Raw genomic sequence first — 15,433 nt, forward strand, 5'->3', positions numbered from 1 at the left:
TTTTATTAATACATTTAAGGGAATAACTATCATGCCCAATAAAAGTTTAACTGGAATAATCGGAATGAGCAGTATATTATTTTCCACAATAGTATTAGCCTCCTCTAGCAAGAGCGTGACTAAAGATGAATGGTTAACCTCTTTTAAAGAGCAAGCTCCAGCGAAAATGTGCCGGCAATTAGTAGATGATCCGAAGACGAATAAACTGCTTGTAAACGCTAATATAAGCTATGATAAATGTGTGGCATTAATTTCAGTAAGTTTTGATAAATGTAAAACAAAATTTTATTCAGAGTTACCCGTAAATATAGACAATAAAAATGCATCAATATGGGGCAACAACTTAGGGAAGTGCATTGGTACAGATTTTTTCTCGAATAACCTCGCGGTTACTTCTCAATCAACATCTGCACCACCAGCCACCACTTCGCCAACAACAACGAAACCAAGTGGGACTAACCCATAAATTAAATGAGCAGAATATTAAAGTAGTTTAAAGTTTTAAAAAAACCATTATTGGTACCGAGAAGAGGACTCGAACCTCCACGGAGTTGCCTCCACTAGCACCTGAAGCTAGCGTGTCTACCAATTCCACCACCTCGGCATTGTGGCGCTAAGTTACTCATATTTTGTTGAACTGTCAATAGACCCTAGATAACTTTCCCCTGACTAGTTGTGGAATAAGGCGTTCCTGCTTTTAAAATACGCTCTCTCACCCCTTGCCAACCCTCTGTTTCAGGAGGAAGTTCGATTGCAATGGTTTGAACATCAGCCGTATCCGCTTTTCTTAATTGATAATATAAGTCAAAGGCCACTTTTTCAGGGTGATCTGCCAAAAGATGAAAATGATCTTCACGGATGTTCATTGGTCGTTTGCTTGCAATAACATATACTTCATCTGGATTTTTTTGACAAAAATCTGCAAGAGCTTTATAGCTGACAAAATAATATAAGCTTTTTTGTGGTTGGTAATGGTTTTCCAGCTTCCCGGGAACACGTAAAGTATTCTCAAGGTGCAAGGAGGGGGTCGCAATCACTTCGGCTATAGTTTTTTCATCAATAAGCCCATGACGTAAAATTTGATAGTTTTCTGCATGAGTCGCATCAATGATGGTCGATTCAATGCCTACACTACAACGCCCCCCATCTAATATGGTTAACTCCAGGTTAGGAAATGATTCGCTAACATGGTGTGCGGTAGTAGGACTCACTTTCCCAAAGGGGTTGGCTGAAGGGGCGACCAGTGGGATGCCTAATTTTGTCAATAATTCCTGGGCTATGGGGTGGGCTGGACACCTGATGGCTACAGTAGTCTGGCCACCCGTAATTAATGGATTGATTTGATCGTGTTTGCAATGCAAGACAAGAGTTAAAGGACCTGGCCAAAATTTATTAATGAGTTGCTGTGCATAAACAGGAATATCTTCGACCAGGGTACTGAGATCCCAGTTTTGTGGGACATGCACAATTAAGGGATGATTTAATGGTCTATCCTTCATCACAAAAACTGTTCTAATGGCCTTTTCATTATTAATAGGCGCGGCTAACCCATAGACAGTTTCTGTAGGGATGGCTACAGGTTTTCCTTTATGTAATTCATTGATAACCTGATCAATATTGGTGGTAATTAAAGGCATATACCAGTCATAGATTTTAAAACCCTTTATTTTTACACAAATTTCAAGAGAAATCAGTATTTTTGCGTTTTCAATTTTCCCCACATAGAATAACTGTACTTATATAGAGAGATATCAGGAATTGTGTTGTGTTACTTAATTTACTAGAAAAAACAGTGGATGGTTATTTTGCCATCATTCCCAGGCATAAACCCTCGATAGAAATCATTAAGTCTGCTCGTTTGATTGCACATAGAGGCGCCCATAATCATGCACAGGGTATTGTTGAAAATACGCTTGCTGCATTTAAATTGGCGCAAGAGCTGAAATGCTGGGGAATTGAATTTGATGTGCGCACAACAGCAGATAAAGTACTGGTGGTAAATCACGATGCTACTTTAAAACGTCTCTGGAAACATGATCTAACCATTGCTGACCTGAGCTTTAAGGAGTTACGGGCTTTGGTTCCTGATGTGCCTACACTTAATGAGGTTGTTGCTGCCTACGGGAAGAGCTTGCATTTGCTTATTGAATTAAAAGCGCCTTTTCAAGACGAGGATATTTTAGTAGAAGCTTTAAATGGGTTATCTGCTGGTGAAAACTACCACTTGTTAACTCTGGATTCTGCAATTTTTTATTCATTGTCACAATTTCCCAAGAATGCTCTTTTGCTGGTTGCATCACATAATAATGTGAAGCAATTTTGTAATGTCAGTTTAAATGAGAATTATGGTGGTATACTAGGCCATTATTTTTTGATCAACAACAAAATAATTAGCCGATTCAAAGCGGCCGAAAAAATTGTCGGTGTGGGTATGGTAGATTCTAAATACAGCTTATACAGAGAATTAAATCGAGGAATAAACTGGCTTTTTACCAACCGTGCAGACGAATTGACTGTTTATTTGCGTCATTTTTAACAAGTAATAGAACTCATATCCTTTTGTTTTTTAAAACGGCATCTTAAGTTCAGCTTGTAAATAATATTGACCGGTTGCAATAGATATGTTCTGATAGAAATCAAATAGTTGTCGATATTTTGATATGGGATCATTCATTTTTATTAGGCCCACTTTTGAAATTTGCCGCAGAAATGCAAGTAAACACACGTGAAACTAAAATGCAAGTCATGTTTTGAACGAGGATAATTTTGTTAAAAGGGATGTAGCTATGGGATGGGCGGATAGGTTTTGGACGGCAACCAATTGGGTTTTAGATACAACAGTACATGCGGTGGCAGATACCATGAACACTTGCGGTACACTGGCATGTACTCTCGGCGGAGCCGCCTATGCACTTTCTAATGTACTTCCCTTACAGGAAGTCAATGCCTCATACTATGGGGGGGTTCATGCTGTCGGGAATTTTTCTCTAGGAATTAATATTACCAACTTGGATTATGTTTTTCCTGAGTGGCTCCCTGGCTCTTACAGTAATCATGTAAATAGTGATACTCCTGCTTATAATCTGACTGAATATGTCAGCTTAGGAATGGTTAACTCAATTGGTACTCTATGTATTGGTTCAGGCATTGCCTTAAAAACTTTAGGCGTCAATATTAATCACTGGCAGGAAAGCAGAGAGGAACGACGTTATTACGCTCACAGTAAAGGAATTCAAGTTAGCAATCCTCGGCTGAAAGAATATCTTTATGTGAGTGCAGAAGCCTTTAGCAACTCAATATCTACAGTCATGCTCAGTAATGCAGTTACCGCAGCAACCCTCTATTTTGCAGGCAAGGTCTTCCCTGATTTTACTTATCCTCCTAATGGAAAAGAAAAAGTATATGGGGAGCATTATAATGGTGCAGTGATAACCGAGCCTTTTAACGTATCAATCGATTTAGGTGTGAGTAACTTTACCGTTCCTCTATATTTTGGAAATTTAGACGTTTTGCTAAAAAAAGCAGTTGATGCAGCAGTAAATGTTACTTATGGCGGAGGTTTTTTCTTTAAACCGAGCGGCGCTACGCAAACCCCTTCTTTTACCGTTACGGAGACAGTTTCTTCGACAGTGGGCGCAAGTGCTTATCTGGCAAGTAATTTTTTTGCTACTAAATCCAGACAACTGCATTCTGAAAGAATACATGAGGCGGAAGCAAATGCTTATACCTTGTTCAGTTCTATGAAGTAGCGGCAGTGAAACAAAAAAACAATCTCATGTCCCAGGAAGTGGGTTAACGTTCAATAATCGCTGCAACACCCATCCCGCCTGCAGTGCAGACACTTAAAAGGATACGTCCTTTGCCTTTATTAGCAAGTATTTTGGCTGCCGCACCAACTATTCGCCCTCCAGTAGCTGCGAATGGGTGACCAAGGGCGAGACTTCCTCCTTTGACGTTCATTTTTTGCGTATCAATGCTTCCTAAAGGTTTCTTGAGATTCAAAATTTTTTGGCAATATTCAGCAGATTCCCAGGCTTTTAAAGTACAGAGTACCTGTCCGGCAAATGCTTCATGAATTTCATAATAATCAAAATCCTGCAATTTAAGTCGATTTCGTGCTAACAAACGCGAAACGGCAATGGTTGGAGCCATTAATAGACCTGCGCCGTGTACGAAATCTACTGCAGCTGCTTCACAGTCCACAAAATAAGCGAGGGGTTCTAGTTGATGTTTTTTTGCCCATTCAGGGGTGCTTAGTAAAACAACGGAAGCTCCGTCAGTGAGTGGGGTAGAGTTTCCCGCGGTCAAACTGCCTTTGTCTGATTTGTCAAAAGAAGAGTTTAAAGCAGATAATTTTTCCAAAGATGTATCTTTGCGGGTGATTGTATCCCGTTTTAAGGAATCAAGTGGTGCAATCAAATCCTCATAGAATCCTTCATCATAGGCTTGTACGGCATTTTGATGGGAGCGAAGAGCCAACGCATCTTGCTCCTTACGGGAAATTTGCCATTCTTTAACCATTAATTCACAATGTTCGCCCATGGATAAATGTGTTCGAGGTTCACGTACTTCCGGGATTTCCGGTTTTAACATACCTAACCGGAACTCCTTAAGCAGCTTCAGTTTTTCTTTAAATCCTTTAGCATTTTGAAATTTGATTAAAAAATGAGTCAACCTTCTTTGGCCAATTAATGGAATATCTGAATTAGTATCTGTCCCTCCACCGATACCTGCTGCGATTTGTCCACTGGCAATTTTTAGCGCAATCAGGTTAACTGCTTCTAAACCAGTACCACAGGCACGCTGTATGGTTAATCCAGGAGTTTCAGAAGAGAGGGAACTGCCTAAAACCGTTTCACGAGCAAGATTCCAGTCAAAAGGATGATTCATAATTGCTCCGGCAATAAAATCACCTAATAACTCACCCTGGAGCTTGTTTTTATTGATGAGATCAGCTAAGGCTGTGCCTAGCAAATCCTGATTGGACTTTCCCAAATAGTAGGTTTGTGATTTGACAAAAGGAGTGCGAGAACTGTCAAGAATAGCCACTTTATCTTTGAAGCTCATGTTAGGTCCTTTTTTGCATATGATTTCTAAGATTAGACTAAAAAATAACTGGGTTTCTTTAGAATTATAGTCTATCTTGTCATTAATCAGGCTGGGTTTAATCAAAGAAAAAAATTTACGCCGCACTTTCAAATCAAGAATTAAAAACAGGGAGGTTCTTATGTATACCTTGTACTCATTTGGTACGCCTAATGGTATTAAGCCGACAATTATGCTGCATGAATTGTCTCAATCTTATACGCTTAAATTAATTGATATTTCTAAAGGAGAACAGTTTAATCCGGAATTTTTAAAAATTTCACCGAATAATAAAATCCCTGTTTTATATGATTCACAAAAAGATTTTTATTTGTTTGAAAGCGTTGCTATATTGGAATATCTTGCAGAAAAGCATGGTAAGTTTTTACCTGAATCATTGGCAGAGAAATACACTATTTTGCAATGGTGTTTTTTTCAAGCGGCCCATATAGGGCCTATGTTTGGTCAGTTAGGCTATTTTCATCGTGCCACAGAAAAGGTTCCCCATGCACTGAAACGTTATGCAGACGAAAGTGATCGTTTGCTTGGTGTTATGGAAAAACAATTGACCCAATGTTCATATATAGGTGGTGCGGATTATACTATTGTGGATATGGCAATTTGGCCTTGGATTTACTGTTTTCAAATTTTTTACCAGCAGACCATTGACGAGCAGCGGTTTGCTCATTTACTGGAGTGGTATCAACGAATTAGCGAGCGTGCAGCAGTCAAAGCCGCTTTAGAGGCATATAATTTGACTTTAGAAGGTAAAAAGGAATAAGGCACGGTATTTTAAATACGCTGCAGTTTATGGAGCATCTTAAAAATCCCCCCTCCAGTTAAGCAAAATATGAGGAGAGGGGAGGGAGATAGGAGTCATATTACATAGTTGCTTCGAGTGATGTTCTAGGGTCTGTTGCCCCAAGAACTGGTACTTCTTGTTTTAGCGCGTAAAATCCATTTTTAGTCAATAACTCGCCAACTGGAGTTATTTGGGGGGCTTGATCTGAAGGTGTGCTTAGCGTTTTAAGTGTGTCTATGTGTTGCTCCTGTATTTTAAGGAGCTCTTGATAGCGCGTGTTGGAGCTTTCCAATTCTTTTTGCGTCAGGGCAAGCTTGCGTTCCGCGTCACAGATGCGATCAGCGATTAATAGAAAACTTGATTCTTTATCCTTTATGAAGAGATCCAGTTTTTCCTGAAACGCCAGGCGTTGTTCTTCATTGCCAATGGCAGAGGTTGATAGTTGCGATATAGTGGAGTGCAACGTATCTATCATTGATTTAGCCCGCTTAAGATCCTCTCCAAGTTCATCGCGTACCTTTCTAACCTCAAGAACTTTTTCTGCTAATTCTTTTTGGCTGTTGCTGTATGCTTCAGTAATACGATCTAGTTTCTCTCGGTTTTGTTTTAAAAAATCAGTATGTTGCGTCACGCCTTCTTTGAGTACGCCAGAGACTGCTTCTAATCCATCTTTGGTTTCACCTAATGCTATATTTACTTTGGATGCAGCCATAACTTGTTTGTCTATCTCATCAATTTGCTTGCTTAATGCGTCGATATTTTCTACAAGTCTTGCATTTTCTTTGACAAATTTTTGAATTTCTACTGCTAATTGTTGGCGAATAATATCCAGGGCATTAATGGTTAACTCAAGAAGATCAGCCAGACCTAAAATACCTTTTTGCAAGCTTTCGACAGCGCTGGTGCTGCATTTATGATGATCATCAAGAATGAGACCTCCAGCGGTATAAGTAACGGCAGTAACCCCACAAACGGCCAAAAGAAAACCAATATGTGCCACGATGCCAATGATTAGCGTAGGAACTGTTAAGGCGACACCCCCAATAATTTTTTGCCAAAGAGGTAACGCACCCCAGTACTCTGCCGCACGTGAGAAAATACTTGGATTTTTTTCCATGCTTTTAACTGTTTCTTGCAGGCTTTTTCTGATTTGCTCAAATATTTCTTTGGTTATAGTAATTTTTTGGAGTTTGTCTTGTTCGGGATCGGCATCGGAATTAATGCGTTGTAGTTTGGTTTGTATTTCTTCTATCGGTATTTTTTGTAATTCTTCTTGATCTATTGCTTTGGGAGTATCGATCTCGATAAGCAGTTGAAGCTCTTCTTCATTGGTAGCCATGTGAATTCCTTTTTCTGTTGAATAATCTTCCTGTGACTACTATTTTTAACCAGAATAATATAAAAAGACAAGGAAAAATTTATTTTGGAACGAGTAACGGTTTGCTTAAGTAACTAAATTATTCTTTAACGAGTGCGAAAAAATTCATTATACATTATTAGTTGGACTAAAAAGCCCAACTAATGTAAGCATGTTTACACATAACTCTTTCTGTAGCTAGAGCCATGCTCTTCTTCACTACCGCAAGAAGACATGCACTCATCAACTTTTGCAAGACCAGTTACAACACCAGTTGTAAGACTACGGCTTATCAAATAAGTGAGTGCTAGTGGGAATATAACCGCGGTAAATACAGCGGCAACAACTGCAACTGCAGCACAAACAGCAGCAACAATACCTGCTTTTGCAGCAAAAATTAGTGCATCGTGTGCTTTTGCTTTTGACTCTTCATGATCTTTGCGTAAGCCATCTAAACTATAACCGGCTGCAAAAACTAAGCTACCAAGTGCGGTTAGTGTTGCGCCAGCGGCACCAATCACTGCAGCACCAGTAATAAGCGCCGAAGCTATAGGTAAGCCTAAAGGAGCAGCGGCAACAATGCCGAATTCTTTTTTGCTATCAAAGGGAGTGAAAAATCCGTGAAAATTCTTTTTTGCAAATTCATAACCTTGAGATGCTTTCAATTTAATGTCAGTTGTAATTTTCTCTTTTTGCTCTGGAGTACCCAAGAATAAATCAAAATATGAGCCTTCATCATTTTCTTCTTCAATGGTTACATGTTGAGGAGATGTTTGGGAATAACTGGTGGGGTATTGAGTGTCTTCGCTGTTATATTCCTCGTCTCTGTATCTTCTGTCATCTCTGTTAAATTTTGATTCCATAGTGGCACCCCTAGGGTTGATTAAATTCGAGCCATGCTATTTAAAAAAAGGCTACAAGTCAAGTTGTGTTTATGCAAATTTTTGATTATTTTAGTCGCACTTGACAAAAATAAAATGGTTTTTTTATGACTTTTAGTATTGGCCAACGCTGGATAAGTAATACAGAAACACACCTCGGTTTAGGGATCATTATTGATTTGAATGGGAGACAGGTGAGCGTAAGTTTCCCCGCTGCTGACGAAGAACGTATTTATTCTACAGACAGTGCCCCACTGAGCCGTATCATTTATAAAGAAGGTGATGAAATCACTACATCGAGCCAACAAAAGATGTGTGTTACTCATGTTGAAGAGCGCCAGGGATTGTTTTTTTATACAGGAGTAGATGACGCTGGCAATGAGTTTCAGATCAGTGAACTTTCCCTGAATTGTTTTATCAAGCTTAATACTCCAGAACAGAGACTTTTTAGTGGTTTACTTGATAAATTAAATACCTTTAAATTACGAATAGATACTTTGCATCATGCCAGCAGATTACAGCAATCTGGGGTTAGGGGATTATTGGGTTCACGAACCAGTCATCTGAAACATCAAGTGTATATTGCTAGCGAGGTAGCACAACGCCATGCTCCAAGAGTTTTGCTTGCAGATGAAGTAGGGCTCGGCAAGACCATAGAAGCAGGCATGATTATTCATTATCAACTAGGTACTGGCCGTGCCCAGCGAATATTGATTGTGGTACCCCAAACTTTGACTCATCAATGGCTTGTCGAGATGATTCGTCGTTTTAATTTGTATTTCTCAATCATCGATACAGAGCGCTATGAACTTGTATATGAGTTAGAGGAAGAAGAAGGGATGCAGCTCGGTACATCACAAGAGAATCTTTTTGAAAACGAGCAATTGGTTTTATGCAGCTTGGATTTTCTCATGGAAAATGAAAAAGCACGCCAACAGGCGATGGCCAGTCAGTGGGATTTGCTTGTTGTCGATGAGGCACATCACTTACATTGGTCCGAAGAAGAAAAGAGTCCTGAGTATGAATGCATTGAAGAATTAGCAAGACAAAGCAAAGGTTTATTGCTTTTGACTGCAACACCAGAACAAGCAGGAATTGCCAGTCATTTTGCTCGCTTAAGATTGCTTGATCCTTCACGATTTTATAATTTTTCTGCATTTAAAAAAGAAGAAGAAGGGTACCAACAAATCAATAAACTTGTGCACGAATTGATGGCTTATGAGGAACAGACGCCGGCAGATGCCTTGAGTGCGGAACATAAGTCTCAGCTGGAAGCTTATTTGGGCGAGATAACAGGCTTAAGTATGAACCAGATCATTAAAGACTTATTAGATCGCCACGGAACAGGGCGTGTTTTATTTCGCAATACCCGGGCAGCGATTCAAGGCTTCCCTGAGCGACGCGTGCATCCCTGTCCTTTGGAATGTTCCGAGATTTATTCTTCTATGGAGGAACAAAAAGGTCAAAGGAAGCTTTATCCCGAGCAACTTGTGAATAAAGAGATATGGCTTGAAAATGATCCTCGAGTAATGTGGTTAGTGAATAAAATTAATGAACTGCATCCCCAAAAAGTTCTTCTTATTTGTGCCAAGGCAAATACAGCGATTGCTTTAGATCAGTATTTAAAATTAAAGAGAGGAATTCGCAGTACCTCGTTTCATGAGGGATTATCTATTATCGAACGAGATCGTTCTGCCGCTTATTTTGCAGAACAAGAAAATGGCGCCCAAGTACTCGTTTGTTCTGAAATAGGAAGTGAAGGCCGGAACTTCCAATTTGCCCATCATTTAGTATTGTTTGACTTACCATTAAATCCTGATTTGTTGGAGCAGCGCATCGGTCGGCTCGATCGCATAGGTCAGCGGCATACTATTGAAATTTATGTCCCTTATCTGTTGAATACCGTACAAGAGAAATTGTTTCGTTGGTATCACGAAGGGATTAACTTATTTACCAGGAGTTGCTCTATTGGTTTTACACTTTATGAAGAATTTGAAAATGAATTACTGCCAATTCTTGATACAGTCGATACAAATCCGCAAGAGCTCGAAAAACTAATTTTAGAAACAAAAACACGCGCGGAACAAATTAATCAGGCACTTCACGAAGGCCGGGATCGGTTATTGGAATTAAATTCCTGTAATGCACCTCAAGCAGAGGCACTGATTGCTGCCATAGAGGCAGAGGAAAATTTTTTGGAATTGGAAAATTATATGGCGCAAGTATTTCAGGAGTACGGTATTGACCATGAGTACCATTCTGAAGCTACGGAAATATTGCGCCCAACGGATCACATGAAAACAAGTCATTTCCCAGGGTTAAAAGAAGATGGGGTTACGGTGACCTATTCTCGTTCTAAAGCTCTGGTGCGTGAGGATGTCGAGTTCTTAAGCTGGGAACATCCTATGGTCAGCGAATGTATGGAAATGATCCTGGATTCCGAGTTGGGAAATGCAACTTTGGCTACTATTTCTATAAAAAGCATAAAGCCTGGAACATTATTTTTGGAATCATTCTTTACGGCCCATTGTGCCGCACCAAAAAATTTGCAATTAGATCGCTTCTTGCCGCTTACACCGATTCGTGTGCTCATGGATGTTTCTGGAAAGAATCTTTCCAGCATTTTGGATTACAAACAATTAAATCAAATGTGTGAGCCTGTTAAACGTCATTTAGGCTACCCGATTATTCAGCAGATCCATGCTGATCTTGAGTTCATATTAACCCAGAGCAAAAAAGTGGCTGAAGGACAACTTCAAGAGATCATCAAACACGCTACAAACCAGATGAAAGAGAGCATTACCCATGAAGTAAATCGGCTTGAAGCTTTAAAGAAGATTAATCCCTCAATACGTGAAGATGAGATTGCGTTTTACAAAAAACGGCTTATTAAAAGTGAAGAGTTCATTCACAGTACCACTTTAAAGTTGCAAGCGCTGCGAGTGGTTATTAATAAAGTCTGATAGTTTTTAATAGGCTGGGCTATTAAGTAATTGTAGCTTTGCTCCATCAAGGCTACTATCGCTAGCCCTTCATCAAAAGAATTAACTATAGCTTGCACCCAGGCGATTTTTGACATCATTCCAGGCGCGTGTAGAATGAAGGATATTTCTTCATCTGAATCTTTGCACAGACTTATTAATTTATGGGAAATTACCTAGTTCTGTATTTTTTTATTTTACTTTTTATCTCAGCATTTATTCATCACTTTTATAAAAAAAGTTCCTCGTGTCAAACTGCCGTCGGCAGCATAATCATGGCTATTGGTATTGCCGGATTTGATGTGTTGCCGCAACTTCAATTTGTAACCCCTTTACTGAGACAACTCATTATTCTGGAGTTGTTCATTATCGGACTTTATTTAATATGCTTTTTCATTAAGCACACCATAGAGGGAGGCTTTAATCTGTTTACTGCACGTGCAATAAATCAATTTGGTATTGGTACCTGGGTGGCAGGTTCTTCAATATTAGCGATATTGTTTTTACAAGAATTGCCTTTATGGCACAGTATAATTTGGGCATGGGCCCTTTGTGCATTAATCATTTGGCCAATCTACATCGGTATTTCTTTTATTAATTTGCGGCATATTTTTTTTAAAAAAATAAAGCTGCATACAGGAAATATTTTACTTCTTACCGTCAGTACTCAAGCCTTAGCTTTAATCACCCATAGATTATTCGCCCCCCCTCTTTTGATAACTCAGCTATTAATTATTTTGGGTTATCTATTCTATATAACCGGAATAATAATTATTGGAAAGTACCTGATTTCATGCTCGAAAAAACGTTTGTTTTTAGGTTGGAGCAACGGAAACAGTATTATTCATGGTGCTTTGTCTATCTCTGGATTGGCAAGTACTGATACCCAGGCTTTTGATGCTAAGGTAATTCTTAGTACCTGGAGCCTTGCAACGGGGTTATTATTTTTTGTTGAGGGAATGGGATTAATCAAAATGTATTATCGAATAAAAATTGCAGGTTTTATTGAGGGTATTTTTGTTTATAATCTTTCGCAATGGACGCGAATTTTTACTTTAGGAATGTATTATTCGTTTTCTCTTGCTTTATACAAACAAAATGGATACACAAATTTTATAATAGATAATGTTGTGATGTATGGAAAATATATTGTATTAATAATTTTGTTGTTTGAAATATTTATTTTTTTACAGGATAAGTTGAGTAAGATGACCCGTTAAAAGTTACTCACTTGATATTCTTGAATTGTGTAGTTCAAAGGGAAGAGTCTATTCATGAATCAGCAGATAAAAAAAATTGCAACGGACCTTTTGCATTCAGCAGGAATTACTCCCAATGGAAATGAAGATTGGGACATTCAAATTAATAATGAAGAATTCTACCAGCGAGTTTTTAATGAGGGTTCTTTAGCACTTGGTGAATCATACATGGATGGATGGTGGGACTGTAAAAGTCTCGACCAATTTTTTACCCGTATTCTCCAGGCCCAACTTGACCAGAAAATTAAATCTGATAAGTGGTCATGGCCAAAATTAATTTGGCTCAAACTGATTAACCATCAATCAAAAAAGCGTGCCTTGGAAGTGGGTAGAAAGCACTATGACTTGGGAAATGAATTATTTAAATCCATGCTCGATAGCCACATGAATTACACATGTGGCTATTGGAAAAATGCAAATGATCTAGATACCGCGCAATTAAACAAATTGGAGCTAAGCTGTCAGAAATTAAAGCTTGAACCAGGAATGCATGTATTGGATATCGGCTGTGGTTTTGGTGCTTTTGCAAAATATGCTGCAGAACATTATGGAGTCAGTGTTGTTGGAATTACTATATCCAGAGAACAGTTTGATTATGCAAAACAAAATTGTTCTGGTTTACCTATAGAAATTCGCTTTCAGGATTATCGCGACCTTCATGAACAATTTGATTGTGTTGTGTCTTTAGGAATGTTCGAGCATGTCGGTTATCGAAACTACCGCACTTACATGCAAAAAGTTCGTGATTGCCTTAAAGGCAATGGTTTATTTCTGTTACACACCATTGGTGGAAATGAGACTACAAAAGCAGCAGATCCCTGGATTAACAAATATATTTTTCCTAATGGGATGATTCCCTCCATGGAACAAATCAGCCACGCCTCAGAAGGATTGTTTGTCATGGAAAATTGGGCTAATTTCGGGGCATACTATGATCATACTTTAATGGCGTGGAATGAGCATTTTGAACAAAATTGGGAGCATTTAAAAAATCAATATGACCAGCGGTTTTATCGGATGTGGCGCTATTATTTATTAGCGTGTGCCGGTACTTTTCGTGCGCGAACGAACCAGTTATGGCAAATTGTTTTTTCCAAAAATGGTATTCCAGGAGGATATCAGGAGCCTTTATTTACAGGAATAAAAAAAAGAGGATCTGAAAACAAAAAAACGATATCGGATCTCGAATTATCTTGATCGAAAATAAAGAGGGATACCGCATAGTGATATCCCTCAAGCATCACTGCCATTAAGTTAAGTGAGTGGTTCATGACCTTCTCTACGTTCGTCCCCCAAACACGTTGCGGGGGCGAGACGCAGGCAAGATATTCCTTTATTTAATGGTGTTGTTAGTGTTTCTTGGCAAAAACCATACGCAAATGACTGTTAATTGTCTCGATTGCATTACGACATGCCGGGGTATCAGCAAGATCATTTAACATAAGAAAATCATGAATTGTGCCGTGATGACGAAGTCCAGTAACTGGTACACCTGCTGCATTAAGCTTGTGTTCATAGGCTTCACCTTCATCGCGCAATACATCACATTCACCATTGATTACCAGTGCAGGCGGCAATCCTTTGAGTTGCTCAATCGATGCTTGCAAAGGACAGGCAGTTATTTCTTTTCTTTTTGCCTTATCAGGTAAATAATTGTCCCAAAACCATTGCATTGCTTTTTTAGTTAACCAGGGACCCTCAGCGAATTCTTTGTAAGAATCATTTTCAAAATTGGCATCAGTCACAGGGTAAATAAGTACTTGATAATCAATTTTGGGGCCACCGCGTTCTTTGGCAAGAAGCGTCATAACTGCGGCCATGTTTCCGCCAACGCTATCACCAGCAACTGCCAAGCGAGAAGAATCAAGATTCAATTCTTTTCCATGTTCTGCAATATATTTCAATGCAGTATAATCTTCTTCAATTTGGGTTGGGTATTGTGCTTCTGGAGCCAAAGAGTAATTGACAAATATGATCGCTGCATGAGCACCTACGGCAAGCTCACGAACAAGACGACCATGAGTTTGCCAATCACCAAAAACCCAACCTGCACCATGATAGAACATGACTACCGGTAGTTTTTCTTTTGAGCCTTTGGGACGAACAATTCGAATGTCTAATTTACCTTTAGAATGTTGAATAGTACGATCTTCAATATCCACATCAGCTGTTTCTTTTCCTGAAGGCAATTCTTGCAATTTGTCAAAAATGGCCCTGCCTTCTTTTACCGGAAGATCATAAAGTGGTTTACCGCCAGCTTTCTTGATTTTTTCAACGAAAGCCCAGGTTTTTGGTTCTATACGTTTACTTAGATCCATTTTACTTGTCCTCATGGTTGAAGTTTAAAAACACAATTTCACTCTTTTTTTTAAATATGAAATCAAGCCGTCACTTTTGTTAATAGGACAGAATAAGTATAGACAATTTGTAAACTTTTTGTTTGTTAAAAAACTAAGGGATTTACTTAAGGTCTTATAATGAGATAGAAGAAATACTTGACGGATGTAATGAATAAATAAGCTAAGGAACTCAAAGTCTTGTCTGTTCTGTGGTCAACCCTAGGAGAATCTCACAAGCCTGCCCACTGCGCTTTATCCGCAGTGGACAGGAGATAGCGGACTTGGATTAAGTTGAATAAGTTGGATGCTATTTTGTCAGTAATTTTATTATTGATCAAATTGAATTGTATTGTTTCATTACCTTATATTTGATATAAACAGTTCACAAGTAAGGATGTTTTGTAAAATAAAGGGGATTTCGATGCTGAGACAAAAAAATAATCCAGAAAGACTGCAAAAACTCACGGAACCGCGTTTTAAGCGTCAACTATCAATTTTCTATAAAGCTCCAGACGGTAGACTTACTTCCGATGATCCTAATTCTTATACAGGGGAAGAGCGTGTCGCTTATCAAAACGCCCTGCTCAATCAATATGGATGGACTGGTTATGCGGATGGAATTTTAGCAGAAAGGAAAAAAAAACCTGGCTTTTTTGCTCCTCAAAAGAAAGAAAGTAGTGATGAATGCATAGCTTTTGAGCCAGCCCCTTCTTGATTTAATAAAAGGGC

General features: G+C 38.9%; 13 protein-coding genes and 1 tRNA gene. 8 read left to right on the forward strand and 6 right to left on the reverse strand.

All coding sequences use genetic code 11. The features are described from left to right. The first annotated feature begins 31 nt into the window (after positions 1–31). Positions 32–466, forward strand: coding sequence for a hypothetical protein (locus A8O27_RS10940; RefSeq protein ID WP_058459612.1), 435 nt, complete (start codon positions 32–34; stop codon positions 464–466). A 51-nt stretch (positions 467–517) separates the two neighbouring features. Here the strand turns inward: A8O27_RS10940 and A8O27_RS10945 are convergent. Both A8O27_RS10945 and A8O27_RS10950 read right to left on the reverse strand, forming a co-directional pair. Continuing rightward, a tRNA-Leu gene (locus A8O27_RS10945) sits at positions 518–604 on the reverse strand. A 46-nt stretch (positions 605–650) separates the two neighbouring features. After that, positions 651–1,637 carry an L-threonylcarbamoyladenylate synthase gene (locus A8O27_RS10950; protein ID WP_058459613.1) on the reverse strand — a complete coding sequence of 329 codons (987 nt, stop codon included), beginning with the start codon at positions 1,635–1,637 and terminating at the stop codon, positions 651–653. 128 nt (positions 1,638–1,765) lie between these two features. On the opposite strand from A8O27_RS10950, the gene A8O27_RS10955 reads away from it, so the two are divergent. Both A8O27_RS10955 and A8O27_RS10960 read left to right on the forward strand, forming a co-directional pair. Next, positions 1,766–2,536: a glycerophosphodiester phosphodiesterase gene (locus tag A8O27_RS10955; protein WP_058459614.1), complete on the forward strand. Its 771-nt coding sequence runs from the start codon at positions 1,766–1,768 to the stop codon at positions 2,534–2,536. Positions 2,537–2,786: 250 nt separating this feature from the next. Next, positions 2,787–3,749, forward strand: coding sequence for a hypothetical protein (locus tag A8O27_RS10960; protein WP_058459615.1), 963 nt, complete (start codon positions 2,787–2,789; stop codon positions 3,747–3,749). A gap of 43 nt (positions 3,750–3,792) precedes the next feature. Here A8O27_RS10960 and A8O27_RS10965 read toward each other — a convergent pair whose 3' ends face one another. Beyond that, the gene (locus tag A8O27_RS10965; RefSeq protein ID WP_058459616.1) at positions 3,793–5,067 is read right to left on the reverse strand and encodes an acetyl-CoA C-acetyltransferase; all 1,275 of its coding nucleotides are present in this window, start codon (positions 5,065–5,067) and stop codon (positions 3,793–3,795) included. A 160-nt stretch (positions 5,068–5,227) separates the two neighbouring features. Between A8O27_RS10965 and A8O27_RS10970 the strand changes: the two genes are divergently transcribed. Beyond that, the gene (locus A8O27_RS10970) at positions 5,228–5,866 is read left to right on the forward strand and encodes a glutathione S-transferase family protein (RefSeq protein ID WP_058459617.1); all 639 of its coding nucleotides are present in this window, start codon (positions 5,228–5,230) and stop codon (positions 5,864–5,866) included. 100 nt (positions 5,867–5,966) lie between these two features. Here the strand turns inward: A8O27_RS10970 and A8O27_RS10975 are convergent, their stop codons facing one another. After that, entirely contained in the window at positions 5,967–7,226 is a 1,260-nt protein-coding gene (locus A8O27_RS10975) for a LegC2/C7 family Dot/Icm T4SS effector (protein WP_058459618.1), read from the reverse strand. Between the two features lie 194 nt (positions 7,227–7,420). Then, positions 7,421–8,107 (reverse strand): hypothetical protein, encoded by a 687-nt coding sequence (locus A8O27_RS10980; protein ID WP_058459619.1) that lies wholly within the window; start codon positions 8,105–8,107, stop codon positions 7,421–7,423. 125 nt (positions 8,108–8,232) lie between these two features. Here A8O27_RS10980 and rapA point away from each other — a divergent pair, with 125 nt between their 5' ends. The 3 genes from rapA to cfa all read left to right on the forward strand — a co-directional run bounded on the left by rapA (position 8,233) and on the right by cfa (position 13,562). Then, positions 8,233–11,088, forward strand: a complete 2,856-nt coding sequence (rapA, locus tag A8O27_RS10985; RefSeq protein ID WP_058459620.1) for an RNA polymerase-associated protein RapA — start codon at positions 8,233–8,235, stop codon at positions 11,086–11,088. 293 nt (positions 11,089–11,381) lie between these two features. Continuing rightward, positions 11,382–12,326, forward strand: a complete 945-nt coding sequence (locus A8O27_RS10990) for a hypothetical protein (RefSeq protein ID WP_115684342.1) — start codon at positions 11,382–11,384, stop codon at positions 12,324–12,326. Between the two features lie 54 nt (positions 12,327–12,380). Then, positions 12,381–13,562 (forward strand): cyclopropane fatty acyl phospholipid synthase, encoded by a 1,182-nt coding sequence (cfa, locus tag A8O27_RS10995; protein ID WP_058459622.1) that lies wholly within the window; start codon positions 12,381–12,383, stop codon positions 13,560–13,562. 152 nt (positions 13,563–13,714) lie between these two features. Here cfa and A8O27_RS11000 read toward each other — a convergent pair whose 3' ends face one another. Further along, positions 13,715–14,683, reverse strand: a complete 969-nt coding sequence (locus A8O27_RS11000) for an alpha/beta hydrolase (RefSeq protein ID WP_058459623.1) — start codon at positions 14,681–14,683, stop codon at positions 13,715–13,717. Between the two features lie 442 nt (positions 14,684–15,125). Between A8O27_RS11000 and A8O27_RS11005 the strand changes: the two genes are divergently transcribed. Next, a complete protein-coding gene (locus A8O27_RS11005; RefSeq protein WP_058459624.1) occupies positions 15,126–15,419 on the forward strand; it encodes a hypothetical protein in 294 nt (97 codons plus the stop codon). Positions 15,420–15,433: the final 14 nt, after the last annotated feature.

It is taken from the genome of Legionella bozemanae, from assembly GCF_001648595.1.
In the GTDB taxonomy this organism is placed as follows: Bacteria; Pseudomonadota; Gammaproteobacteria; order Legionellales; family Legionellaceae; genus Legionella; species Legionella bozemanae.

What these genes read in the sequence shown, in the direction of transcription:
- A8O27_RS10940 (WP_058459612.1), top strand. Translation starts at nt 32, where the DNA reads ATGCCCAATAAAAGTTTAACTGGAATAATCGGAATGAGCAGTATATTA.
- A8O27_RS10950 (WP_058459613.1), bottom strand. Translation starts at nt 1,637, where the DNA reads ATGCCTTTAATTACCACCAATATTGATCAGGTTATCAATGAATTACAT.
- A8O27_RS10960 (WP_058459615.1), top strand. Translation starts at nt 2,787, where the DNA reads ATGGGATGGGCGGATAGGTTTTGGACGGCAACCAATTGGGTTTTAGAT.
- A8O27_RS10965 (WP_058459616.1), bottom strand. Translation starts at nt 5,067, where the DNA reads ATGAGCTTCAAAGATAAAGTGGCTATTCTTGACAGTTCTCGCACTCCT.
- A8O27_RS10970 (WP_058459617.1), top strand. Translation starts at nt 5,228, where the DNA reads ATGTATACCTTGTACTCATTTGGTACGCCTAATGGTATTAAGCCGACA.
- A8O27_RS10975 (WP_058459618.1), bottom strand. Translation starts at nt 7,226, where the DNA reads ATGGCTACCAATGAAGAAGAGCTTCAACTGCTTATCGAGATCGATACT.
- A8O27_RS10980 (WP_058459619.1), bottom strand. Translation starts at nt 8,107, where the DNA reads ATGGAATCAAAATTTAACAGAGATGACAGAAGATACAGAGACGAGGAA.
- rapA (WP_058459620.1), top strand. Translation starts at nt 8,233, where the DNA reads ATGACTTTTAGTATTGGCCAACGCTGGATAAGTAATACAGAAACACAC.
- A8O27_RS10990 (WP_115684342.1), top strand. Translation starts at nt 11,382, where the DNA reads ATGGCTATTGGTATTGCCGGATTTGATGTGTTGCCGCAACTTCAATTT.
- cfa (WP_058459622.1), top strand. Translation starts at nt 12,381, where the DNA reads ATGAATCAGCAGATAAAAAAAATTGCAACGGACCTTTTGCATTCAGCA.
- A8O27_RS11000 (WP_058459623.1), bottom strand. Translation starts at nt 14,683, where the DNA reads ATGGATCTAAGTAAACGTATAGAACCAAAAACCTGGGCTTTCGTTGAA.
- A8O27_RS11005 (WP_058459624.1), top strand. Translation starts at nt 15,126, where the DNA reads ATGCTGAGACAAAAAAATAATCCAGAAAGACTGCAAAAACTCACGGAA.